General features: G+C 58.5%; 22 protein-coding genes. 11 read left to right on the top strand and 11 right to left on the bottom strand.

Translation table 11 applies throughout. From position 1 onward, the window contains the following. Positions 1-2: 2 nt before the first annotated feature. The 3 genes from AC0L3J_RS23250 to AC0L3J_RS23260 all read right to left on the bottom strand — a co-directional run bounded on the left by AC0L3J_RS23250 (position 3) and on the right by AC0L3J_RS23260 (position 3,831). Positions 3-860, bottom strand: coding sequence for a branched-chain amino acid ABC transporter permease (locus AC0L3J_RS23250; protein WP_063992465.1), 858 nt, complete (start codon positions 858-860; stop codon positions 3-5). A gap of 108 nt (positions 861-968) precedes the next feature. Beyond that, entirely contained in the window at positions 969-2,483 is a 1,515-nt protein-coding gene (locus tag AC0L3J_RS23255) for an amidase (RefSeq protein ID WP_473348386.1), read from the bottom strand. Positions 2,484-2,643: 160 nt separating this feature from the next. Further along, entirely contained in the window at positions 2,644-3,831 is a 1,188-nt protein-coding gene (locus AC0L3J_RS23260) for a substrate-binding domain-containing protein (protein WP_473348387.1), read from the bottom strand. A gap of 178 nt (positions 3,832-4,009) precedes the next feature. On the opposite strand from AC0L3J_RS23260, the gene AC0L3J_RS23265 reads away from it, so the two are divergent. Next, a complete protein-coding gene (locus AC0L3J_RS23265) occupies positions 4,010-4,444 on the top strand; it encodes a MarR family winged helix-turn-helix transcriptional regulator (RefSeq protein ID WP_007599198.1) in 435 nt (144 codons plus the stop codon). A gap of 483 nt (positions 4,445-4,927) precedes the next feature. Here AC0L3J_RS23265 and AC0L3J_RS23270 read toward each other — a convergent pair whose 3' ends face one another. Beyond that, positions 4,928-5,158: a hypothetical protein gene (locus AC0L3J_RS23270; RefSeq protein ID WP_473348388.1), complete on the bottom strand. Its 231-nt coding sequence runs from the start codon at positions 5,156-5,158 to the stop codon at positions 4,928-4,930. A gap of 11 nt (positions 5,159-5,169) precedes the next feature. Here AC0L3J_RS23270 and AC0L3J_RS23275 point away from each other — a divergent pair, with 11 nt between their 5' ends. The 4 genes from AC0L3J_RS23275 to AC0L3J_RS23290 all read left to right on the top strand — a co-directional run bounded on the left by AC0L3J_RS23275 (position 5,170) and on the right by AC0L3J_RS23290 (position 9,676). Beyond that, positions 5,170-5,604, top strand: coding sequence for a YybH family protein (locus AC0L3J_RS23275; protein WP_473348389.1), 435 nt, complete (start codon positions 5,170-5,172; stop codon positions 5,602-5,604). Between the two features lie 1,071 nt (positions 5,605-6,675). Then, entirely contained in the window at positions 6,676-7,380 is a 705-nt protein-coding gene (locus tag AC0L3J_RS23280) for a hypothetical protein (RefSeq protein WP_473348390.1), read from the top strand. Further along, on the top strand, positions 7,380-8,042 hold the full coding sequence (locus AC0L3J_RS23285) for an AAA family ATPase (protein ID WP_473348391.1): 663 nt from the start codon (positions 7,380-7,382) through the stop codon (positions 8,040-8,042). The genes AC0L3J_RS23280 and AC0L3J_RS23285 overlap by 1 nt, the downstream gene beginning before the upstream one ends. A 404-nt stretch (positions 8,043-8,446) precedes the next feature. Then, positions 8,447-9,676, top strand: a complete 1,230-nt coding sequence (locus AC0L3J_RS23290) for an ABC transporter substrate-binding protein (protein ID WP_473348392.1) — start codon at positions 8,447-8,449, stop codon at positions 9,674-9,676. 67 nt (positions 9,677-9,743) lie between these two features. Here the strand turns inward: AC0L3J_RS23290 and AC0L3J_RS23295 are convergent, their stop codons facing one another. Continuing rightward, positions 9,744-10,061, bottom strand: coding sequence for a hypothetical protein (locus AC0L3J_RS23295; RefSeq protein WP_473348393.1), 318 nt, complete (start codon positions 10,059-10,061; stop codon positions 9,744-9,746). Positions 10,062-10,835: 774 nt separating this feature from the next. Here AC0L3J_RS23295 and AC0L3J_RS23300 point away from each other — a divergent pair. Together AC0L3J_RS23300 and AC0L3J_RS23305 are read left to right on the top strand one after the other, a co-directional pair. Continuing rightward, positions 10,836-11,222 (top strand): cupin domain-containing protein, encoded by a 387-nt coding sequence (locus tag AC0L3J_RS23300; RefSeq protein WP_473348394.1) that lies wholly within the window; start codon positions 10,836-10,838, stop codon positions 11,220-11,222. 175 nt (positions 11,223-11,397) lie between these two features. Continuing rightward, positions 11,398-11,685, top strand: a complete 288-nt coding sequence (locus tag AC0L3J_RS23305) for a DUF1330 domain-containing protein (RefSeq protein WP_473348395.1) — start codon at positions 11,398-11,400, stop codon at positions 11,683-11,685. Positions 11,686-11,753: 68 nt separating this feature from the next. Here AC0L3J_RS23305 and AC0L3J_RS23310 read toward each other — a convergent pair whose 3' ends face one another. From AC0L3J_RS23310 to AC0L3J_RS23325, 4 genes are all read right to left on the bottom strand, one after another. Then, entirely contained in the window at positions 11,754-12,254 is a 501-nt protein-coding gene (locus tag AC0L3J_RS23310) for a hypothetical protein (protein ID WP_473348396.1), read from the bottom strand. Positions 12,255-12,363: 109 nt separating this feature from the next. After that, positions 12,364-12,495 carry a hypothetical protein gene (locus AC0L3J_RS23315; RefSeq protein ID WP_473348397.1) on the bottom strand — a complete coding sequence of 44 codons (132 nt, stop codon included), beginning with the start codon at positions 12,493-12,495 and terminating at the stop codon, positions 12,364-12,366. Positions 12,496-12,580: 85 nt separating this feature from the next. Beyond that, positions 12,581-13,081, bottom strand: coding sequence for a hypothetical protein (locus AC0L3J_RS23320; RefSeq protein ID WP_473348398.1), 501 nt, complete (start codon positions 13,079-13,081; stop codon positions 12,581-12,583). Positions 13,082-13,202: 121 nt separating this feature from the next. Beyond that, positions 13,203-13,385 carry a hypothetical protein gene (locus tag AC0L3J_RS23325; protein WP_473348399.1) on the bottom strand — a complete coding sequence of 61 codons (183 nt, stop codon included), beginning with the start codon at positions 13,383-13,385 and terminating at the stop codon, positions 13,203-13,205. Between the two features lie 206 nt (positions 13,386-13,591). Here AC0L3J_RS23325 and AC0L3J_RS23330 point away from each other — a divergent pair, with 206 nt between their 5' ends. Both AC0L3J_RS23330 and drt3a read left to right on the top strand, forming a co-directional pair. After that, positions 13,592-13,930, top strand: a complete 339-nt coding sequence (locus AC0L3J_RS23330) for a DUF6641 family protein (RefSeq protein ID WP_473348400.1) — start codon at positions 13,592-13,594, stop codon at positions 13,928-13,930. A gap of 252 nt (positions 13,931-14,182) precedes the next feature. After that, entirely contained in the window at positions 14,183-15,442 is a 1,260-nt protein-coding gene (drt3a, locus tag AC0L3J_RS23335; protein WP_473348401.1) for an antiviral reverse transcriptase Drt3a, read from the top strand. Between the two features lie 417 nt (positions 15,443-15,859). On the opposite strand, the gene AC0L3J_RS23340 is transcribed toward drt3a, so the two are convergent. Further along, positions 15,860-16,969, bottom strand: coding sequence for a tyrosine-type recombinase/integrase (locus tag AC0L3J_RS23340; RefSeq protein WP_473348402.1), 1,110 nt, complete (start codon positions 16,967-16,969; stop codon positions 15,860-15,862). A gap of 114 nt (positions 16,970-17,083) precedes the next feature. Then, positions 17,084-19,924, bottom strand: a complete 2,841-nt coding sequence (secA, locus tag AC0L3J_RS23345; protein ID WP_473348403.1) for a preprotein translocase subunit SecA — start codon at positions 19,922-19,924, stop codon at positions 17,084-17,086. A 361-nt stretch (positions 19,925-20,285) separates the two neighbouring features. Between secA and AC0L3J_RS23350 the strand changes: the two genes are divergently transcribed. Then, complete coding sequence (locus AC0L3J_RS23350) at positions 20,286-21,215, top strand: peptidylprolyl isomerase (protein WP_247363088.1); 930 nt, start codon at positions 20,286-20,288, stop codon at positions 21,213-21,215. A 100-nt stretch (positions 21,216-21,315) separates the two neighbouring features. Beyond that, a complete protein-coding gene (argJ, locus tag AC0L3J_RS23355) occupies positions 21,316-22,557 on the top strand; it encodes a bifunctional glutamate N-acetyltransferase/amino-acid acetyltransferase ArgJ (protein ID WP_456766667.1) in 1,242 nt (413 codons plus the stop codon). The last annotated feature ends 3 nt before the right edge of the window (positions 22,558-22,560 follow it).

The raw sequence follows: 22,560 nt of genomic DNA on the forward strand, positions 1-22,560 counted from the left end.
GACTAAACCCCTTTTCCAGCAATGAGGCCCTGCGGCCGGAATTTGATGAAGACGATGGCGAGAACGAAGACGAGGACATCGGCCACCACGGGCGCCATCACCCAGGGCAGCGCGGCACTGAGCGTGCCGATGACGCCGGCGCCCGCGACCGGCCCAATGAAGGAGCCGACGCCGCCGACCATGACCGCGACAAAGCCCTGGATCAGGAAGCGCAGGCCGAGATCGGCGAACAGGCTGAACACGGGGACGATCAGCGCGCCGGCAAGGCCGGCAAGCGCCGCGCCAAACGCAAAGGTGGCGCCATAGATCAGCGGCGTGGAGATTCCGGAGGCGCGGGCCAGCGATGGATTTTCCAGCGTGGCGCGCACGCGCAGGCCGAAGCTGGTGCGCGCCAGCAGCAGATAGCAGCCGCCCATCACCAGCGCCGTGATGACGATAATGGTGAAGCGCCAGGCCGAAATGTGCATGGCGCCGATATCGATCGAGCCGCCGATCGGCTCCGGCACGGTGAGATAGAAGCCGCCGATCAGGCCGCGCACGGATTCGCGGATGATCAGGCCGAGCGCATAGGTGCCGAGCATGGCGACGATGGGGGCTGCGTAGAAGCGTCGGATGATCAGCGCCTCCAGTACGAAGCCGAGCGCGCCGACGACGAAGGGCGCGGCGACCATGCCGGCCCAGATCGGCAGGCCCTTGGCGTAGGCGAGATAGGTAATGTAGGCCCCGAGCAGGACGAACTCGCCCTGCGCGAAGTTGAAGATGCCCATCATGCTGGCGATGATCCCGAGGCCCAGCACGATCAGGACGATGATCGCGCCGAAGCTCAGGATCTCGAACGCCGCGACGAACGCGTTAGCCATGCGCCGGAGCCTTTCCCGTTCCGAAGGAATCGGAACGGGGCTCCGGCATGTTGTCTTGACGCGTCCGAAAACGCTTCCCTGTTCCGTTGGCCCGCATCAATGCCTCGCTCACATCTTCTTCCAGTCGCCGATCTGCTCGAAGGCATGCGCGGCGCGGTAGATGGTGGATTCCTCGAACATGCGGCCGACCAGCATCAGGCCGACGGGCAGGCCGTCGACCATGCCGCAGGGCAGCGACATCGCCGGATGATGGGTGATGTCGAACGGCGCGGTATTGGAGATCATCTCCAGCGCACGCGCGACATAGTCCTCGCGGGTGGCCGTGGGTTCCGGCAGCTTCGTCGCCTTCATCGGCGTGGTCGGCAGCAGCAGCAAATCGTAGTCTTTGAAGGCCTTGTCGTAAGCCGCGGTCAGGCGTCGCGAGATGTTGAGCGCCTTGCCGTAATAGCGGGGACCGAAAGTATTGTTGATGTAGGTGCCGAGCAGCAGGAACAGCTTTGTGGTTTCGGACAGGGAATCCGCCTGCCGCCGCCAGCCGCGATGGAAGTCCATCAACGTGGTCGAATAGAGGTCGGACCGGCTCAGCCCATAACCGTCGCCATACATCATGGTCTGGGTCATGCCCTCGGTGCCGATCGGCGTCCAGATCGCGGGGCCGGCGAGATGCATCGGGATCGAAACCGTCTCGACGGTGGCGCCGAGATCCCTAAAACGCTTTGCGGCCTCCCGCACGCTCTCGTTCACGGCGGCCTCCGCATTCGCCTGCTCAAAACCTTCCTTGAGGATGCCGATCTTCATGCCCTTGACGCCCTGGCCGAGCGCCTTGGTGTACTCCTCGACCTTGGGCGCCTTGATGCGGGGATCGTAGCCGTCGTCGCCGGCCAGCACTTCGAGCAGCAGCGCGTTGTCGGCGACGGTCGCCGTCATCGGGCCGGTATGATCGACGAACACCTCGATCGGCATGATGCCGGTGTAGGGCACGAGGCCCCAGGTCGGCTTCATGCCGTAGGTGCCGCAGAACGAGGACGGCATGCGGATCGAACCGCCCTGGTCTCCGCCGATCGCCATGTCGACCTCGCCGAGCGCGACGACGACGCCTGAGCCTGACGACGAGCCGCCGGCCGAATAGCCCATCTTGTGCGGATTGTGGACGGCGCCGACCGCGTTGGTGTGGCTGCCGCCGGACATGCAGAAGGATTCGCAATGGACTTTTCCGGCGATCTCGGCGCCGGCATCCAGCATGCGGGTGACGATGGTGGCGTCGAAATCGGGGACGTAACCCTCGAGCGTCGCCGAGCCGTTCATCATGGGAACGCCGGCGAGCATGATGTTGTCTTTCAGTGCCACCGTCTTGCCCTTGAGCTTGCCGCTCGCCGCCCCCTTCACGGTCGACTTGCGATACCAGGCGTTGCGCGGGTTCTCTTCCGGCGAGGGCCGATAGCCCGGCGTGCGGGGATATTTGACCTCCGGCACCTCGTCGGGCATGGCTCCGACGAGGTTGTAGGCTTCGATCGAGCCCTGCATCAGGCCGCGGAACGAGGCGACATCGTCATCGGACAGCGAAAGGCCGCACTGGTCGGCGACACTGCGCAATTGGGCTGGCGTGGGAAGGACAACTGTCACGGCGCTCTCCTGAAGTTTCTTGATCCCTGGCATTGGACGGAAGCCGTCCTGCGCCTGCATGGCACGGGTCGGTCGGCTTCGCTTCGATACTACAGACGGAAATATTTTCCTTTTCAAGTATTATTTTGGATTCGGGCGCTTGCAGATGGCCGCGCCGGCATCAGATCGGTTTGATCAGCTTGAAATCGAGGCCATCCGCCCCGGCGAGATACATTTGCATCCGGGTGTGACCGTTCCTGACCGTGACGGGGCCGCGCGCGCCGCCATAGACGATGTTGCGGCCGGCCGCGAGCATCGGCCCCATCGCCAACGTGCCCGCCTTGTTCGCCACGGCCTCGAGGAAGCGCAGTCCCTCATAGCTGGATTGACCGAGCGAGCCGATCGGGGGGCCGTTCGGCCCGAACATCGCGCGATAGCGGCTCTGGAAGTCGTCGTTGGCCCGCGATCCGATGCCGGGAAAATAGCCGGAGGCGCAGAACAGATTCTCGCTGTTGTCGGCGCCGATTCCGAGCAGCACGGTCTCGTCCATCGCCCCGGCAAGCCGCAGCGTCGTGGCGCCAAGACCGCATTCGCCGAACGCGCGATTGAACGTGATGCTGTCGGTGCCGATCAACGAGATCAGGACGACGTCCGGCCTCGCGGCACGGATGCGCTCCAGATGCGGCTCGTGGTTGTCTTCGCCGAGGGGAACGAACTCTTCGCCGACGACATGGCCGCCGGCCTCCTTGATGTAGCGCTTCACCGCGCGGTGCGATTGCCAAGGCCAGACATAGTCGCTGCCGATCAGGTACCAGCGCGCCGCCTTCTTGACGTCGGCGAGCCAGTGAATCGAGGGGCGGCTCTGCCAGCGCGGCGTCTCGCCGATCGCCATGACCCCCGGCGTCTGCTCGCCGCCTTCGTAAACGGGCGTGTAGATGTAGGGGATGCGGTGGCGGGTGGTGACCTTGCGCAGCGCCACACGCACCGCGCTGGTATGCAGTCCGACGATGAGGTCGATCTCATCGGACGCGATCGCCTGCTCGGCGCGGCTCAGAATCTCGTCGAGCGGGCCGCCGGCGTCGTAGATCGAAAGCTCGATCTCGCGCCCGAGAATGCCGCCGCGCTTGTTGATCTCGGCGACGGCGAGCTGCGCACTGCTTGTCGCGCACGGGCCCCAAACGCCGGGCGAGCCAGTGCAGCACATGAAGCCCCCGATGCGGAGCTTGTTGTGTGCGCCGCGGCGCTTCATGAAATGCGCGTCAGCCGGCGACAGGTCGAAATCCGCTGCCGCGGACGACAGATTCCTGAACAGCAAGGACGGCGGTAACGCCGGACCGCCGTGAGCCGGGAAGTTTACCGTCGCGCGCACGCCAACTCCTGTCTGACACCAGGCTTGAAAGCTCATTCGAGAGGCGGCCGCGGCACCCGCCCTATTGTTGGGCAATATCCTATTTTGAAAATATTGAATATTCAAGAATTGAAGTGCATATAGATGCAGCATCGATTGCAAGACATTCACTCATTTGGGTCAAGACAAAGTCTTAGCCGTGGCAAAACCGAACACCCCGATCACCGAACACCTCGCCTACCTGCTCGCGCAAGCCAACCGGGAGATCAACCGGCAGCTCGAACTGCGGTTGAGCAAGGAAGGTGTACCCGTCGAGCAGTGGCGCATCCTGAAAGTGCTGTCGGATGGCAACGGCCATTCGATGGGCGAGCTCGCGGATGCCGTGCTGCTCAACCATCCGACGCTGACCAAGATGATCGACCGCATGGTCTCGGACACGCTGGTCTACCGCGTGCAGGACCCGAACGATCGCCGCAAGGTCCTGATGTTCATCTCCGATCGCGGCAAGGTGCTGAGCAAGAAGCTCAACTCGCTCGCGGTCGACCAGGAGGAGCACATCCTGGAGAGCTACGGCGACAAATCGACGAGCGAGTTGAAGCGGCTGCTGGAGAGCTTGATCGACAGCTCGAATTGAGTGGCGGCGAGCAGTTTGCGCGTCTCGCCGCAGGGCCGTAGCCCGGATGGAGCGCAAGCGTAATCCGGGTCTTTCCCGCACAGCGACAGGATTCCCGGATTGCGCTTCGCTCCATCCGGGCTACGAGTTCGCGCAAGCCGCGGCTTTCGCGGGACAGTGAGGCGCCGACGTCGGCGCCTCACATTCGAACCTTACGCATACCGCCCGTGGCAATGCTTGTACTTCCGTTGGAAGTAAAATTGTGGAGTCGTTTCAACAGCCTGCAGCGCTGCAAACAGGGCTGTCAATCTTTTGTCAAACGGCCTACCTTTTATCCTGTGCATCGTGGGCTGCTGATGCACTCCTGCTCTCCCAGAGTCTCTAATGCGTTTTGCTTCGCCCCAGTGTCTTGGACCCCGCAACTAGCCCCAACGCATCGTCGGGGCTCGTCTTGGGCTGCTGGGGCAATTTTAGCGTTTTGGGGGCTGCTAGCGACCGAAGTTTTCATCGGGGAAATTGATGCGCTGCAGGATGCGCCAACGCCGTCAGCTCGAAACCAGATTGCGGGTGCGATGAAGCGATCCCGAAACAGAAGGGGCGCAGCTTCATCGGGTGGATAGGGAATTTCGGGTCATGTTGCGCATCATCAACGCTCTCTATGAAGAGTACTGCCAGGCTCGTATCGACGAGATGCTGCGGCTCGATGCGGTGAAGTAAGCAGGCCTCATCAACCAAGGCTGGCTCCGATGGTGCGTACGATCGTACTTGCCGGATCTCTGATGGCGGTCGGGTGCCTTGGTGCTGTCGCTCAGCAGGCTATCGACGATCAATATGCGGACCTGCAGAAGAATTTCGCCGAGGCCTACAATCGTAAAGATGTCGACGCCATGGCTGCAGTGTTCACCGAGGATGCGATCAGAGTAACGCCAAGCGGGATATTCGTCGGCCGAGAAGCCATTCGCCGCAACCTGCAGGACGTCGTCAGCCTTGATCTGCACGACTACTCGGTAGAACGCAACGTATCCCGGTCCATCGGCAGCTTCGTGTTCAATGCCGGCGAGTGGCAGGCCAAGCTCGGCGATCAACCGCTACACGGCTACTATACCGCAATCTTGGTGCGTGACGGGGGCGTGGCAAAGATCATGGAAGAGACCGTGACCGTAGCTGCACCAAGGCCTTGATGGGGCTGCGTTCTATTTGGAACGACTGCAAGGGCTCCGTTCGGAGTCTAAATACCAATAGAGAAATGACCGGCTCGATGTGGCACTCACTCGCATCCACATTAAGTTTCTGTAAGGTGCCCAGATCGAGCATCTGTCGGCGATAAATACAACGACTTTCCCTACGGCCCTAAAATCTGGCTGCCTGGAAGCACTGGCATCACATGCCTTCACTCGCATTAATGACTTGGCGTGGTCGATATCGACGCCCTGTTAACGTCTGACAGCGGAGAACAGAATGGTTCGGCGAGAACCAAAGCCTGCAACAACTTAAAGCGAAGGCCCTTGGCCCTAGCACGATGAGGGCAACGCTACGCTGCGACCCTCAAGGACTGTAGATGTCGACCAATTGGCTCTACAGACCTAGCGTTGAAGAACTGAACGTAAACGGGAGACCGCTCAACCGCCCCGTACCAGCAATGGTGATTCAAAATTGGTGTGTGGTGAAGGTTATTCTTCAAAGCACTTTGGCCGTCTGTCGGCTGAAGTGTGAGCGGACGGAGACATTGGCGGTAGGTTGATCCAACATCCGAAACCTCAATCACGGTCCACGAGCGTAGCGAGTATCGCCGCAGGCGATTGTTGGTGGTTAGACCATGGTGGCCACGGCGCTGATGGTGAGGCCGAAGTTGCTTCGGTCATTGAAGTGAATGACCGCCACCAGTTACACCGAAGCCAACAAGAGCTTCGCAGCGGCTTCGCCGCCTACATCATGGTGGTGATGTTAGTTCGGCTGAAGTGTGATTGAAGGCAACCGCCAGATTGGCTTCTAGGTACTTTGGTCTGTGACCACCTTTGTTGCAATTAGAACACCACCACCAAGATGGCCACAGCCACCTTTTGGGTTCGTCTGGCAAGGCTGCTAGCGAAGCCGGGAATATTTCGGAAAATAATAACAAATAAATGCTTGAAGCAAAATAGGGAGCCGCCATATCCCTCGAAGCTTGAGGGCGAAAGCCTAGGAGCACTCAAACGATTGACACGGCCAAGGACCCACGCCTTGGCCGTTTTTTTTTGCTCAAGGAAACAACTATGAACGATACAGTACCATTCGGAAGAACCGCACCTCCCCAAGACAGCGTCAGATTTGGTGGCGGCTGGCGGCCAGGTGATAAGGCCGAGCTGTCATTGCCTGCCCTGCTGAACGAGCAGGATGAACCCACGTCAGACCCCAACGAAATGCTTCAGCATTGTGTGCAGGGCTACAAGCAGTTTCGGGCGACCTCTGCAACCGACGCTGTCATTCAATGTGCCTTTCTCGTCAAAGCCGTGAGACAGGGCACGGCACAAATGAAGGCGTTCTGTGAACAGGTCGGACTTGATCCAAAGTCTGCTACGTTCCGGAAAAAGCGCACGATCGGCGAAAATGCACGGCGTCTGCTCACGTGCGGCGACGTCCTCCCTTCGGCATGGACTACCTTGTATGAGTTGGCGAGGCTCAAACCTGCCGAATTTGATGACCTCGTCGCAGGAACCGTTTTGAAACCGGAAATGACTGCGAAGGACCTCAAGGAGGCACGGTCAGGCAAAAAAGCAGGCACGCAGACGAGCAAATCAGCGCCAAACCAGCCTGCCCTTGAAGGGGAGCCTTGCCGCCTCGTTGTGGATGCGACGGGCCTGACGAATGACAAGCAGCTAGACGTTTTTCGAGAGCTACAAAAGTTAGCAGCGGGTTACGACCTTGTTGTAACAGGTCTGCCTGAGTTTTTGGCCCAGCAACTCTTGGAGGTGGCATAATGGTCGACCGTCCATTATCGCTTGCCGAGCGATTGCGTCCTAAAGACCTGCGAGACCTAGCTCTTGCCGAAAAGACTATTGGTCGACTTCAAACGATGCTCGACGCCAAAGAGCCCGTCAATATGCTGTTCTATGGCCCGCCAGGAACCGGGAAAACCTCAACGGCTAAGATGTTCGTGGAAGCCCGTGGCGAACTAGGGTGCTTGGAGCTGGATGGCTCCTTCCAGACGGGTGTCAGCGAGATGCGGAATCTGGTCGATAGGTTTGCCAGTTGCTATCCTTTGGACCCCGGCATGAAACTTTGTTTCATCGATGAAGCCGATTACCTGTCTCAGAACGCTCAAGCTTCCTTGCGTGGGATCATCGAACGGTATGACGCAACTTGCCGCTTTATTCTTGCAGTCAACGACCTGTCGAAGATGCACGAGGCGATTCGCTCCAGAACCGTTTGCATTGATTTTGCAGTAGCGGTCGTTTCGCCCAGCGTCAGGGAACGGGTGCAGAGACGGATCGAAGCCAGATTGAGCGAGCTTGGCGTAACCTTTGATGCAAAGCGCCTCGACCTGATCTTTTCAGTCTACTTTCCTGATCTCAGGCGAGTGGTGAAGCAGCTCGAGTTTGAGTTCGGCTCCACGGGCACATTTGTTCAAAATGGAACGTGACGGCCAACTCTGAAGCCAGCCTAAGGTCAATTGGTAGCCGTGGTCGTGTCTACGACCACGGCTATCCTGCACAGCAGGCTCTGGCCGTCGCTTTCGTTGATGCATAAGAGGTGTGAGTCCCTGGGGCGCAGCATTTCGAGCATATCGATCGATCGTTCTGCTCAACCGGCTTGCATAGACCAGAACGAAGGCAACGGCGTTGCTTCTGATAACGGCTAATGCCCATCACTCCCTTCGAATTCCGAAATATTCCAAGATGGGGAATTGTGCAGTGCATTTGTCGACTTGACGCCCACGGAACAGCTATCGCCGCCTAGCGCCCGATACGTTGTCGTGCATACTCATGAAGCCCGGTCGAGAAGCCTAGAAAAAGCGCAATAGCCGGAGCTTTAGGGAGGACGAGGATGCGTAGTGATTACGTCAAGTTCGCCTATTCGGTCGCCATCACAGCGGCAACTATTGCCGCTCTCACCGCCAATGCCAATGCGCAAAAGAAGTACGACCCCGGAGCCTCCGACACCGAGATCAAGGTGGGCAACATCATGCCCTATTCAGGTCCAGCATCGGCCTACGCCACGATCGGCAAGACCGAAGCTGCCTACTTCACCAAGATCAACTCTGAAGGCGGCATCAATGGCCGCAAGATCAATTTCGTCTCATATGACGACACGTACAGCCCGCCAAAGACAGTCGAGCAGGCTCGAAGGCTTGTCGAAAGCGATGAGGTGTTGCTGATCTTCAATCCGTTGGGCACCCCTGGCAACACTGCAATCCAGAAGTACATGAACTCTAAAAAAGTGCCCCAGCTCTTCGTTTCGACAGGCGCCGCCAAGTGGAATGACCCGAAGAACTTCCCTTGGACCATGGGATGGCAGCCCAGCTACCAGGTCGAAGCTCGCATTTACGGCAAGTACATTCTGCAGAATTACCCGGGGAAGACGGTCGGGATCCTGTACCAGAATGACGATTTCGGTAAGGATTATGTCGTCGGGCTGAAAGATGGCTTAGGCGATCAGGCCGGGAAGCTCATCGTCGTGGAAGCGCCCTATGAAACGAGTTCACCGACAGTCGATTCTCAGATCGTCCAAATCAAGGGTGCAAACCCGGACATCTTCGTAAACATCGCAACTCCTAAGTTTGCTGCTCAAGCCATCAAGAAAGTAGCCGAGCTCAACTGGCACCCCGTGCAGTTTCTTACGAACGTTTCTGGCTCGATTGGGGGTGTCATCAAGCCTGCCGGTTACGAGGCCAGCCAGGGCATCTTATCTACGGCGTACCTGAAGGATCCAAAGGACGCCGAGTGGAAGGATGATGCTGCCATGACCGAGTGGCGAGCATTTATGACGAAGTGGTATCCCGAAGGCGACCTCGACGATTCCGCAACCGTGTTTGGCTACGGTGTCGCCAAAGGTCTGGAGCAAGTACTCCGCCAGTGCGGTGATAACCTCACACGTGAGAACGTCATGAAGCAGGCTGCTAGCCTCGACTTCGAAATCGGCATCTATCTGCCAGGAACTCGGATCAAGACAGGCCCGAACGATTTCGCTCCCATCGAACAGCTCCAAATGATGCGCTTCAAAGGGGAGAGCTGGGAACGTTTCGGGCCGGTAATGAGCGGCGAGAAAGGCTCCTAAGTCTTCGGTTGGATGAGCGACGTGGCTCGCATGGCTCTCTATGTAAGAGCGATGCGGGCCGCTTTCCTCACGTTGATCGTCCCAGTCTTGTTCTCGGCAAGGCTCCTCGCCATCCATTCTCTTTGGCCAGATCTCGGAGCTTCGTCAGCAGGAGGCGGCGGGCCTGATTACTCACGATATGCAACGAGCCCTGACGTCCGGCTATTGTGAGCTCTTCATCATTCATTCTCTTGACACGATATTCGGCACAACTGCAGCGATGATAGAGCGAATAACGGATGTCGATAAGCTCATCGAAGCTAGCAGGGGTGTTCTTACTGAGCCAAAGGACGATGTCTTGGTCGGGGGTAAAATTTCGCGGCTGATCGCGGTGCTTGAATTTCACATTCCTCGGCGCCTCGGAAGCTAGGCCGGGCTCACCTAAGAACGGGCCTGCTGTTACATGTATCATTAGAGTCTCCATTGCGGCGGGATGCCGCTTACAAAGACTATTTATCGGTGCAGTTTAACTGTGAGCCAGACGACCAGGACCCATCACCCCGAGGCGGTAATCCGTTCACATCCTTCGGTTTGCCGGAGTGCCCCGTATCGGTTTGCCCGAGGCATAGGTCGGACCTTCCTTTGCCGCCCTAACCTGCCGGTCTCGCTCACCGCAGAGATCGTCAACCTTGCTCAGCATCCGCTGAAGCAGGGTCTCAGCGGAGGCCGTCGATAGCCCCGCCCGTTGAAGCTGTAGGATTTCCTTGCGCTGGCGGCTTACCTGCGAGCGCATACGCTCGATTTCCGAGCGGAGATATTCGAGTGTGGGCATGACCAAACCTGGAATTTGGCTCACTAGAACGAACCAAGAACTTAGAGTCAAGTCCTATAGCCGAGGGGATGAGCAGGTGAGCTATCCATGTCTGCGGCTTAGCCAAGTCTTAGTTGCCGGTGAGCGACAACAACATCGATGGTGGCATTTGCCTCTCCGACTGCCGGGGATAGCACTGAAGCGCCCCGCCCAGACGTGATGAGGGCGGCCTGCATCTTACGCCTGTGTGATCCCTGTGTAATTGCCCCACGCCTACTGCATTGCAAAACCGATAAACGTTGAGCGGCCCATACGTTTCGGGCCTAATCTGTTGTCTGCCAAATTGCTTGATCCAAGGGGGAGGACACGATGAAGTTCTTACTCGGAATTCTTTTCGCATCACTTTTCACATTCGCAGCAAACGCCCAAGACTCGCCGTTTCGAAAGGAACTGAAGCGAGCAGATTTGACCGGGACGAATATGGAGGTCGTCACAAGCATTTCCGAGATTAAGCCTGGCGACACTTCAACGCTCCACATCCACCACGGAGAGGAGTCCTTTTATGTCTTAGAGGGTGGCACCATTGAACTTCCAGATGGCAAACAAGTACCCTTTGCGACCGGCATTGCTGCCGTAAACGTGCGGGACGTTCCGCACGGAGCGTTCAAAGTGATTGGTGATAAGACAGTAAAGCTGCTGACGGTGCACATAGTCGATAAGGGCAAGCCGCTCTACGACAAGCCGCCTCCCAAATAGGAAGCCCTGACACGAGGCTGCTGGTTTTCCTATTCGGCGATCGCTACCCTCGTAATGGCGGGACGCAAACAAGTGGCCCTAGTCCAATTGAACCAATCACTTTTTCGGGCTTGTCCGATTTTTTTCGATGACCCAGGGGATCAACCCTTCGTATTGCAACTCAAGGGAGGCGAGTTTGACCGCTTATTTCGTTGTCCAGGTGACCGTTAGTGATCAGGCCCAATATCAGAAATATCGTGAAGCAGTTGTCCCACTCATGGCGAAGTTCGGCGGCAAAGTACTCGCAAGAGGTGCCAAGGTCGATGTATTCGAAGGTGAACACGACACTCGACCGGTCGTAATGTTTGAGTTTCCGTCCATGGATGCCATTCATGCATGGTGGGACTCACCCGAATACGTTCCTGTCAAGAAACTGCGTGAAGGAATCGCAACCATCAATGCGTGGGCGTTCCCGGGCAGCTAGGTTTGTGGTCTCGCATCTAACGCAGCACGTGCGTTTAGACGGAGCTTGCCTATAGTCTGCCAGGGTAATCAGTTCAGCCTGAAAATCGTCTGCCCCAATCGCTCCTTGAGTGTTTCTAAAAACGACATTCTCGTATCGGACGGAGTAGCTTGCAGTCCTGTCGAGGGTGCGGGCACAATATTCAACGGCTTGGCTGCTCGATGACTGGTCACTGTTTTCGCAGGTTCACTTTTTGCGGTCAGCTTCGGCTTCGGGACCTCGCCGCTTGATTGCGGTCCCCTTTTAGGACTGACGTCGAGTTCAGCAAAAGCGCTCGGCAGAGGCTGAGCAGATTGCACTGATGTTATGGGTGTAGAAGGGCCGATGTTCGACGGAGGCGCAATGGTCGGCAAGCTGGTATCAATTAATACCCGTTCAGGTGCCCGCTCGGCTGAGCTGATCCTGATGCCCGGTCGCTCTGCGTCGGTGTTGCCAGGGACCATCGCCCTGTATGGGAAGCACCAGCTGACACCGATCAGCAATAGGGCGAGAGCACTGCCGACAAACCCGAAATATTTCATCAAAGGCATAGGCCGCCCTCCGTTTGGCGACGACCTTGCGACGTGGTTGTTAGCAGAAAGCTAAAGGTAGAGTAAAATTGAGGACATGGTTAGCACGTATGCTGCGTCGCAGAAGTAGCTATCCTGACGAGCGTTCGTGAGATGCTGCGTCATAGACTTCGATCTTCAGCATCGGATACTTGGCCAGCAAATCGGCTGCCGCTTTCGTGGCGGCGCTCTCATCGACGAATTCGGTTCTCGAAACGCCCATCGACCACGATCGCATAACCGTCGGCCGGCGCAAGGTTTGCGCAAGGTATACGCCAGAGCGAAGAGCCGACGTCGGTTTGGGGCAGTCATATTTCTGTCGGTGAGCGCTCCGATTCAGTATTCATAAATGAGTTCGCTATCGTGACCAGGTGTACAGCGGCGGTGCCCAACTTCTCCATTTCCTTGTCAGCAGTGTAGGCTGTCGCCGCTCGTCGATATGCGATTGCAACGGTTGCGTAGGCGTCCGTGATCAGCACAGCTGAATGATCGTGCTGATCTTTCGCATTCTGATTGCGTACTTGGACGACCCTCGTCGCTGCCTGTGCGGTCATCTCGGCGAGCTTCTCGTTGCTGACGCTGGGATCATCAATACCGGGCTGACATGCAGAAGCTGCCCCAGCGATTACCTGATAGTATTGGTGCTTTTGCCAATCACTGGCGGTGAGGTAACTTTGGAGCAGGCGGCGAGCCCTAGCCTCAAGGTGCTTTCGATCGTCTCGGATCTTTTGATGATTTGAGCTAAACCAGCTAAACATCGTTCGCCTGTACTCATGCACGCTGGTGGAGCCAAAGCGCAAGCGGCGCATAAAGTTCCACAGGCACCGTCGGGGCGAGCGCTAAGCGAAGGGCTCCGACGATGTGATGAGGGGCAGTAATCCAGCTTACGGCTAGGTTGCCTCTTTTGCCGAACGCTATTAGCGGCAAAGTCTACCGCTGATGGCCGAGCCCGATCCCGAGCTTCAGTGCCTTCTGTCGCAAGGATCCTACGGATCTTTTCGTCAACTTAGAAATCTTGGCGACAGGCGTTCTCGCTTTCGAATGAGCTCGCAGCTCCTTTACATCGGCCGTGGTGTATTCCCGTCTCACTGTCTTCTTCGACTTCTTGGCCATTGCACTCTCCTATTCGGAGGGCCTTCTATCACAGCGAGTTCGATGTACAATATAATTGGCTAACGTCGCACTCACATTGTCACTCTCAGCAACAGGTGCCCGCTTCTACTTTCTTTCCGGTGGGAAATGAAAGTCTCGTCTAAGTACCATAGACATGTACGACGGGTTGTGAGCTCGCAGACCTGGCATCGACTTTGCTATTTGCGATGCTTCGTTTCGAAACTGGTGCAATCGCTTTTCTACATCGCCAATCTGAGAAACGTCGAGATTCATTCGAATCGCGGTGCCCTGCAGGCTGGTTGAAGCCCCTCCGCACGAGCAAGTGGTGGCAGCAGGACCCAAGCGGTTCTTGCGTGATGACCGTGAAGGTGGGATCGAAGCGTGTGGAGTTCGAAAAGGGCAAGGCGGCCATCTCAGTCGGATCGATCGAGAAACTGCCGGGGGTGATCGATTCGCTGATCAAGGCGGTGCGTGCTGGCGAACTCGATATCCAACTGAGCGAAGGTAAGGGACCGAGGTCGGCGCCATCACGAAAGATCGCCTAATATCCTCGCCGCTGGTGCGACCGCACCGGCGGCTGACGTTCGCACTGCACCCGAGAACTCTGCCAACCTGAGCCGACAGTGGCTCGCAGGCGATCCGCGCTGCTTCATGCACCGGACTCGGTCGCGCCGCCGCTCATGCGACGTGTCGGCCGCCTCCAGGGTGAGAGGCCTACCTACCGCCTCCGCCGGTTGTGATGTCGCAACATTTCACCTACCGTGCAAATTCATAGCTGAGTCTGCAGGTATTTGAAAATGCGTTTCCACAATTTTACTTCAAATTCGTTGGCAAGAGTAATCCGCGCAGGAGACTCGCACCGTTTCGATATTGATTTGGTGAAAGACAGAGACCTCATTCTGGCTGGTGCGGTTACTACAGCGAATGACGCGACGATAGACTTTACTCCCTCTCACATTGCCAAAGTAAATAGTCGCCCATGTGTTTCGCTGAAGAACTATGGTGCCTGCCTAGCGTTACGATCAATTTCGATGCACCTATCTCGAAAGTTTCATTTGCGACTGATGAACCGAGATGAAATCGTGCTTGGAGTTATTAGGGCTCTGAACGATGCCGCTCCGATGTATATCGTTCGCCGGGATATCAAGTCCTTTTACGAAACGGTACCAACGCCGCGGCTAAAAGAGCGGCTTTCGCTCGATACCTCCATTTCTAAGGCCGCCCGCCAGTTGCTGAAGCAATTTTTCGAAGTTTACTGCCCCGGTGATATCGGCATTCCACGCGGTCTCTCCTTGAGCGCGACTCTGGCCGAGCTGTCTTTGGCCGAGTTCGATCGAACTATTCAACGGCTGCCCGGCGTGTATCGGTACTTTCGGTTTAGCGATGATATTTTGCTGTTCTGCTATAAGCAGCCCGACGAGGTCATGCTTCGAATGGAGGAGGCGCTTCCTGTTGGAATGCAGTTCAACTCAATTAAATCGAGCATCATACCAATAACAAAGACCGAGAAGAATGCCGCGAAGGACGTTGAGCTTGAGTACTTAGGGTATAAATTTACGCTGAGCGAGCTTGCGAGGAGCGACAAGGCGAAAAAGGTTAGAGTCGCACTTTCAGAACGCAAGATCTCCAAGCTAAAGACGCGAATCTTTTTGTCATTCAAACGATATTCAAAGGACAGGAACTACTACTTGCTCCGAGACAGGTTGCGTTTTCTCAGCGGAAATTATCGCGTACGTCGGTTTGGCATAAGCGCGGTCAAAACATCCTCCCACATTAAATCTGGGATCTACTACAGCTACCGACAGTGCGGGACCTACGCCGCATACAAAATAAGCTCCTACGATTGTCGGGAGCTGAAGGCCCTTGATGGATTCTACTTTTCACTAATCAAGAGCACGCGAAGCCAATTCTTCTGGCTCCTCAAAACCGCATTGAGCCCACAGCAATATAGCGAACTAAGGTCTATCTCGTTCTTTGCAGGCTTTGACAAACGAATAGCCATCCGTCTCACTCCTTCTCAAGTTCGAGACATTAAGGCGGCGTGGAAAAATGCCTAACTTCCTGGACAATGCTTTTGATTTGAGAGCTTTACTGACGGACACCCTTCCATATGAGGTTCCCGTCGTTTTCTCGAACGACAAGCTTTATCGAACATTGGGAACCGTGCGGTCTGACGATGAACTCAATGTGGCGCTAGAAAAGATAAACCGCGAGCCGAAGGACTACACTATCCCTTATACTTATAACATCAGAAAGAACCGATTTAGCTTCACAACATTGGGCATCATTCACCCGTTGCTACAGCTTCGAATTGCCCGTTTTTACACCCTCCATTCACACGCTCTGCTCTCTAGCTGCTCCAAAAGCGACTTCTCGCTCCGCAGGCCGTTTGCAGTCGCTCAGCGATTTACGGACCTAGCGATAAGAGACCAGTCGTCCGCGGCAAAGTCGGGTGTTGTGCATGAAACTCCAGATCAGCTAACCGGCAACCCCTTACCCATGTTGCGGGCGACCTCAAATACGCCGACCCCATTGCGCAACGCATTGACTGCATAGAAGTGCCGCAAGCTATAGAGCGAGTACTTTTCGCCAAACGTGCTCCGTTCTACCCCAGCTTCCTTCAGCGCAGCATTTAGCTGGTCAATTAGCGTACTGATCTCCGATCCATCTGGCATAGCGAACAGCAAGCCAGCAGGACTTTCTGTCCGCCGCTTTGTCAAATATTTGTCTAACCGCTTGACGGCCACCGATCTGACGATCGCATCCCGCTCGCCGGTTTTTCCTCGCACCACAAAGCGATAATTGCTGCGTCCTTTATCGTCCTTGAATGGGTGAACGTCCCGCACTTTCAGATTGTTCGCCTCTCCAGGTCGGAAGCCGGTGCAAGCGACTATCAAAACGTATATCTGCAGCAGCTCTCGGCTCTTTCTTGTTCGCACGTCACGAGCTGTCTTGATGCGTCTACACAGCGTCCGCCATAGCTGGCGAAACTCCCATTGCTCAAACGCAGGCCGTACCCGCTTCTTCTTTGGTGTGAACGTTGCGATGATATTCGGCCGGTTGCCTCTCAGGCCTTGCTCAGCGGCCCACTTCACCATGGCCTTGCCAAGCATCATGTCCCATTGCAGCGTCTTGTCAGTCGGATGCCGTTTGGCGTTCTTCGGCATCACTGCGAATGATGCGTAGTAATCCCGCCGCCACGGAATGAAATCCCGCATCACCTTGTCGTCGATATCTTCGACCGGCATCGCACCAGCGTATTCCCGCCAGAACTTCGAAACTCGCCTGATTTGCCGCAGCATTCCAGCTGAGGTTTTGCCGTGCGCATGGTCCCGCTCACGAAAGCGGATGTAGTCGTCAATGACGGCAGCGAACAATTTGGATTTTGGCAGAAGGCCCTGCTCGGCTCTGTGTTCTAATTGGAACAGCAGGCGGCGACCCACTTGAACGGCGTTATCCTCGATCGTGGTCTTCAACGACCGAGTTACATATTTCCCCGGTGAAAGCCGCAGGCGGGCGTAGTAGGTGCCATTGCGTCGAAAAACCGTGAGCTTGCCATCCTCAAGATAGCGAGCGCCGTCCATTCGTGGTGCCCCTGAAGTTCGGCAAGCACCACCGGGATCGAAACGCTTTCAAGAGTTAGACGGCTGAAAATTTACAGCGGGTGGTTCGGCCGTCTAACCTATTGATTTGCCTCGCTAAGCATACCGCCCGTGGCAGTGCTTGTACTTCTTGCCTGAGCCGCACGGACAATCCTCGTTGCGGCCGATCTTGCCCCAGCTTGCCGGGTTCTTGGGATCACGCAACGCGGCGTCGGTGGCCTGCGCTCCGAGCGTGACGCTGGCGAGTGCCATTTCGTCCTCGCCGGTGTTCGGATCGAACTTGTGCGCTTCCATCGGCGGCAGCACCGGGGCTTCCTGCTCCGGCGGCACGATCTCGACCCGCATCAGCTGCGCCGTGACGGCCTCGCGCAGATGCGCGCTCATCTCCTGGAAGAGGTTGAACGCTTCGGTCTTGTACTCCTGCAAAGGATCGCGCTGGCCGTAGCCGCGCAGGCCGATGACCTGGCGCAGATGGTCGAGCATGATCAGATGCTCGCGCCACAGATGGTCGAGCGTCTGCAGCAGAATGGTCTTCTCGACGTAACGCATCACGTCGGGGCCCCATTGCCCAACCTTTGCGGCCATGTGCTCGTCGGCGCGGGTCTCGATGCGCGTGAGCAGCTCCTCGTCGGCGATGCCCTCTTCCTTGGCCCAGTCATCGACCGGCAGGTCGAGATCGAGCACGCGCTTGAGCTCTTCCTTCAGGCCCGCGACGTCCCACTGCTCGGCATAGGCATGCTCGGGCACGTGCTTGGCGACGAGGTCGTCGATGAAGGCGTGGCGCATGTCGGCGACGGTCTCGGCGACGCTGTCATCCTTCATCAGGTCGACGCGCTGGTCGAAGATCACCTTGCGCTGGTCGTTCTGGACGTTGTCGAACTTGAGCAGGTTCTTGCGGATGTCGAAGTTGCGGGCCTCGACCTTCTGCTGCGCCTTCTCGAGCGCCTTGTTGATCCAGGGATGGATGATGGCCTCGCCCTCCTGCAGGCCGAGACGCTGCAGCATGCTGTCGAGGCGATCCGAGCCGAAGATGCGCATCAGATCGTCTTCCAGCGACAGGAAGAATTTCGAGCGGCCGGGGTCGCCCTGACGGCCGGAACGGCCGCGGAGCTGGTTGTCGATGCGGCGGGATTCGTGGCGTTCGGAGCCCATGATGTAGAGGCCGCCGGGCTTCTTCACGGTCTTGGCCGGCTTCGAACCCTTCGCCGGCTCGATCTCGACCTCTTCCTCGGCCTTCAGCACGATCTCGCGGAAGTGCTCGATGTCGGCCTTGATCTGCTCGATCTTCAAGGCCTTCTCGGCCTCGTCCTCGATCGACGCGGCCTCCTGCTGGATGCGCATTTCCAGCGAGCCGCCGAGCTTGATGTCGGTGCCACGGCCGGCCATGTTGGTTGCGATCGTGATCGCGCCCGGGACGCCGGCTTCCGCGACGATGTAGGCTTCCTGCTCGTGGAAGCGCGCGTTCAGCACCGCGAACAACTTTGCCGGTTTGCCGGCGCGGGCCGCTGCGTACAGCTTCTGCATCGAATTTTCGTTGCCGAAATCGATCTGCCGATAGCCGTGCTTCTTGAGATATTCGGCGATCACTTCCGATTTTTCGATCGAGGCGGTGCCGACCAGCACCGGCTGCAGCCGCGCATTGGCGCGCTCGATCTCGGCCAGGATCGCGGCGTATTTCTCGTTCTGGGTGCGATAGACCTCGTCGTCCTCGTCGAGACGGGCGACCGGCAAATTGGTCGGGATTTCCACGACCTCGAGCTTGTAGATGTCGAACAATTCGTCGGCTTCGGTCAGCGCCGTGCCGGTCATGCCGGCGAGCTTTTCGTACATCCGGAAATAATTCTGGAAGGTGATCGAGGCCAGCGTCTGGTTTTCCGGCTGGACCTGCACGTGCTCCTTGGCTTCCAGCGCCTGATGCAGGCCTTCGGAATAGCGGCGGCCCTGCATCATGCGACCGGTGAACTCGTCGATGATGACGACCTCGTCGTCGCGGACGATGTAGTCCTTGTCGCGCGTGAACAGCGTGTGGGCGCGCAGCGCCTGGTTGATGTGGTGCACGACGGAGACGTTCTCGACGTCGTAGAGCGACTCGCCCTTGAGCTGTCCGGCATCGCGCAGCAGCGTCTCGATCTTCTCCATGCCGGCTTCGGTCAGCGTCACCGTGCGCTGCTTCTCGTCGACATCGTAGTCGGACTTGTCGAGCTTGGGCAGGAAGCCGTCGATGGTGTTGTAGAAGTCGGAGCGGTCGTCGAGCGGGCCGGAGATGATCAGCGGCGTCCGCGCTTCGTCGATCAGGATGGAGTCGACTTCGTCGACGATGGCGTAGAAGTGCGGCCGCTGGACCATGTCCTCGAGCCGGTACTTCATGTTGTCGCGCAGATAGTCGAAGCCGTATTCGTTGTTGGTGCCGTAGGTGATGTCGCAGGCATAGGCGGTCTTGCGCTCGGAATCGTCGAGGCCGTGCACGATCACGCCGGTGGTCAGGCCGAGGAAGCCGTAGATCTGGCCCATCCAGGCGGAGTCGCGGCGGGCGAGGTAGTCGTTGACGGTGACGACGTGGACGCCCTTGCCGGCGAGCGCATTGAGATAGACCGCGAGGGTTGCAACCAGGGTCTTGCCTTCGCCGGTCTTCATCTCGGCGATGTCGCCCTCGTGCAGCACCATGCCGCCGATCAGCTGGACATCGAAATGGCGCTGGCCGAGCGTGCGCTTGGCGGCTTCACGGACCGTGGCGAAAGCGGGGACCAGAAGGTCGTCCAGGGTCTTGCCCTCAGCGAGCTGCTGCCTGAACTCGACGGTGCGGGCCTTGAGGGCCTCGTCGGAGAGTTTCGAGACCTCGGGCTCCAGCGCGTTGATCGCGTTGACGCGGGACTGATATCCCTTCACCCGCCGGTCGTTGGCGGAGCCGAAAAACTTGCGGGCGAGCGCGCCGATCATGCTTAGTTCCTGTGTTCGCGATTCAACCGCGTTCGCGTTGCAGCCAAGAGGTTGTCACCCGCCTGCCTATCAACTCACCGTGACGCCTGCTGGGCGCCGGAGCCCGGACTGCGGGGGGTCCATCCGCCATATGGGTGGGAGTTGGGCAAGTCTGGGTTCAACGGCCAAAAACGCAGCAAAATAAACGCCATCGCATGGACGCGACCGGGCAGAGATATGGCCCGGTCAGGGCCTTGTCAACGGCGGGTGCATTGCGGCTAATTCATCATTTTGACAGACTTTTCGCGTTGCCAAGGCCCCCTGAATTGGGCGAGTGTCCGCCCCGCTCGAGCAGCCCCCTGCTTCAACAAAAGGATTTTCCATGACCACCTCGTTCCCGGTAACCAAAACCGGCCTGCGCTTCGGCCTCGCCACCGCCCTCGTGGGCTGCCTTGCGCTGGCGCTGATCGCGGGTCCCGGCCGGGCTGCCGACGATCCGGTGCTGGCGAAGGTCAATGGCGCTGAAATCAAGAAGAGCGACGTCGCCATGGCCGAAGAGGAACTCGGGCCGAGCCTCGCCCAGATGGACCCGGCGACCAAGGACGAGAACGTCCTGTCCTTCCTGATCGACATGAAGATCGTCGGCAAAGCAGCCGAAGACAAGAAGCTCGCCGACGGCGAGGAGTTCAAGAAGCGGCTCGCGTTCGCCCGCAACCGCCTGCTGATGGACAGCCTGCTCGCCGGCGAGGGCAAGGCCGCCACCACCCCGGATGCCATGAAGAAGGTCTATGAGGAGGCCTCCAAGCAGATCACCGGCGAGCAGGAAGTGCACGCCCGCCACATCCTGGTCGAGACCGAGGACGAGGCCAAGGCGGTGAAGGCCGAGCTGGACAAGGGCGCCGACTTCGCCGAACTCGCCAAGAAGAAGTCCAAGGATCCGGGCTCGGCCGACGGCGGCGACCTCGGCTTCTTCACCAAGGAGCAGATGGTGCCGGAATTCTCGGCAATCGCCTTCGCGCTCGAGCCGGGCAAGATCTCCGACCCCGTGAAGTCGCAGTTCGGCTGGCACGTCATCAAGGTCGAGGAAAAGCGCAGCCGCAAGGCGCCTGATTTCGAGCAGGTCAAGGCGCAGATCGAGCAGTATGTCACCCGCAAGGCCCAGGCCGACTACGTCGCCAAGCTGCGCGCGGAAGCCAAGGTCGAACGGCTGGACCAGCCGGCGGATGCGGCCAAGGACGCCAAGCCTGCCGATGCCAAGCCTGCCGATGCGAAGCCGTCCGACAGCAAGATGGCGCCGCCCGCGAAGAAGTAAGAATTCGCTGTCACTTCGGTGACGCCGAGGGTATCTAACGTCGCAATGGCCGGGCATCGCCCGGCCATCTGCATATCCAGACCCCATCAAGGCGCCCGCGATGTCCTCCTCCGTCTCTCCCCTCGCCCCGAAGAACGTTCCGAACATGCCCGTGATCGCGGGGGTCCGTCTCGCGACGGCCGAGGCCGGCATCCGCTACAAGAACCGCACCGACGTTCTACTCGCGGTGATGGACAAGGGCACCGCGGTCGCAGGCGTCTTCACCAAGTCGAAATGCCCCTCCGCGCCGGTGGAATGGTGCCGCGCCAAGCTCAAGGGCGGCAAGGCGCGCGCGCTGGTGGTCAATTCCGGCAACGCCAATGCATTCACCGGCAAGACCGGCCGCAGCTCCACCGCACTGACCGCCAAGATCGCCGCCAAGGCCGTCGGCTGCCCCGAGGGAGAAATCTTCCTGGCCTCGACCGGCGTGATCGGCGAGCCGCTGGATGCGACCAAGTTCGACGGCGTGCTTGGTCGGCTCGCGGAAACCGCCGAGGCCGGCGATTATCTCGCCGCCGCCAAGGCGATCATGACCACCGACACCTTCCCGAAGGTCGCGACCGCGACCGTGAAGCTCGGCAAGGCCAAGGTCACGATCAACGGCATGGCCAAGGGCGCCGGCATGATCGCGCCCGATATGGCGACGATGCTGTCCTTCATCTTCACCGACGCACCGATCGCGCCTGCCGCGCTGCAGGCACTGCTCAAGAGTGGCGTCGAAGACACGTTCAACGCGGTCACGATCGACGGCGACACCTCGACCTCGGACACGCTGCTGGCCTTTGCCACCGGTGCTGCTGCAGAACACGGCGCGCCGAAGATCAGCCGGGCCAGCGACCCGCGCCTGAAAGCCTTCGTCAAGGCCTTCAACCAGGTGCTCGCCAATCTTTCCGAGCAGGTGGCCCGCGACGGCGAAGGCGCACGCAAGCTGGTCGAGATCACCGTCGAGGGCGCCAAGACCAAGGCCTCGGCGCGCAAGATCGCGATGTCGATCGCGAACTCGCCGCTGGTGAAGACCGCAATCGCCGGCGAAGACGCCAATTGGGGCAGGGTGGTGATGGCGGTCGGCAAGGCCGGCGAGCCGGCCGACCGCGACAAGCTCTCGATCTCGTTCAACGGCATCCGCGTCGCCAAGAGCGGCGCGCGCGATCCGTCCTATGACGAGGCGCAGGTGTCGGAAGCGATGAAGGCGCCGGAGATCGCGATCAAGGTCTCGCTCGGCCTCGGCAAGGGCCGCGACCGCGTGCTGACCTGCGACCTCACCAAGGAGTATGTCGCGATCAACGGGGATTACAGGTCGTAGAGT

This window comes from Bradyrhizobium sp. Kon37, assembly GCF_055807535.1.

Bases quoted from the DNA above. Each gene is read 5' to 3' on its own strand.
- AC0L3J_RS23320 (WP_473348398.1), bottom strand. From the start codon at position 13,081: ATGCGCCGCTTGCGCTTTGGCTCCACCAGCGTGCATGAGTACAGGCGA.
- AC0L3J_RS23285 (WP_473348391.1), top strand. From the start codon at position 7,380: ATGGTCGACCGTCCATTATCGCTTGCCGAGCGATTGCGTCCTAAAGAC.
- AC0L3J_RS23310 (WP_473348396.1), bottom strand. From the start codon at position 12,254: ATGCCTTTGATGAAATATTTCGGGTTTGTCGGCAGTGCTCTCGCCCTA.
- AC0L3J_RS23300 (WP_473348394.1), top strand. From the start codon at position 10,836: ATGAAGTTCTTACTCGGAATTCTTTTCGCATCACTTTTCACATTCGCA.
- AC0L3J_RS23290 (WP_473348392.1), top strand. From the start codon at position 8,447: ATGCGTAGTGATTACGTCAAGTTCGCCTATTCGGTCGCCATCACAGCG.
- AC0L3J_RS23330 (WP_473348400.1), top strand. From the start codon at position 13,592: ATGCTTCGTTTCGAAACTGGTGCAATCGCTTTTCTACATCGCCAATCT.
- AC0L3J_RS23325 (WP_473348399.1), bottom strand. From the start codon at position 13,385: ATGGCCAAGAAGTCGAAGAAGACAGTGAGACGGGAATACACCACGGCC.
- argJ (WP_456766667.1), top strand. From the start codon at position 21,316: ATGTCCTCCTCCGTCTCTCCCCTCGCCCCGAAGAACGTTCCGAACATG.
- AC0L3J_RS23315 (WP_473348397.1), bottom strand. From the start codon at position 12,495: ATGGGCGTTTCGAGAACCGAATTCGTCGATGAGAGCGCCGCCACGAAA.
- AC0L3J_RS23275 (WP_473348389.1), top strand. From the start codon at position 5,170: ATGGTGCGTACGATCGTACTTGCCGGATCTCTGATGGCGGTCGGGTGC.
- secA (WP_473348403.1), bottom strand. From the start codon at position 19,924: ATGATCGGCGCGCTCGCCCGCAAGTTTTTCGGCTCCGCCAACGACCGG.
- AC0L3J_RS23280 (WP_473348390.1), top strand. From the start codon at position 6,676: ATGAACGATACAGTACCATTCGGAAGAACCGCACCTCCCCAAGACAGC.
- AC0L3J_RS23340 (WP_473348402.1), bottom strand. From the start codon at position 16,969: ATGGACGGCGCTCGCTATCTTGAGGATGGCAAGCTCACGGTTTTTCGA.
- AC0L3J_RS23250 (WP_063992465.1), bottom strand. From the start codon at position 860: ATGGCTAACGCGTTCGTCGCGGCGTTCGAGATCCTGAGCTTCGGCGCG.
- drt3a (WP_473348401.1), top strand. From the start codon at position 14,183: ATGCGTTTCCACAATTTTACTTCAAATTCGTTGGCAAGAGTAATCCGC.
- AC0L3J_RS23350 (WP_247363088.1), top strand. From the start codon at position 20,286: ATGACCACCTCGTTCCCGGTAACCAAAACCGGCCTGCGCTTCGGCCTC.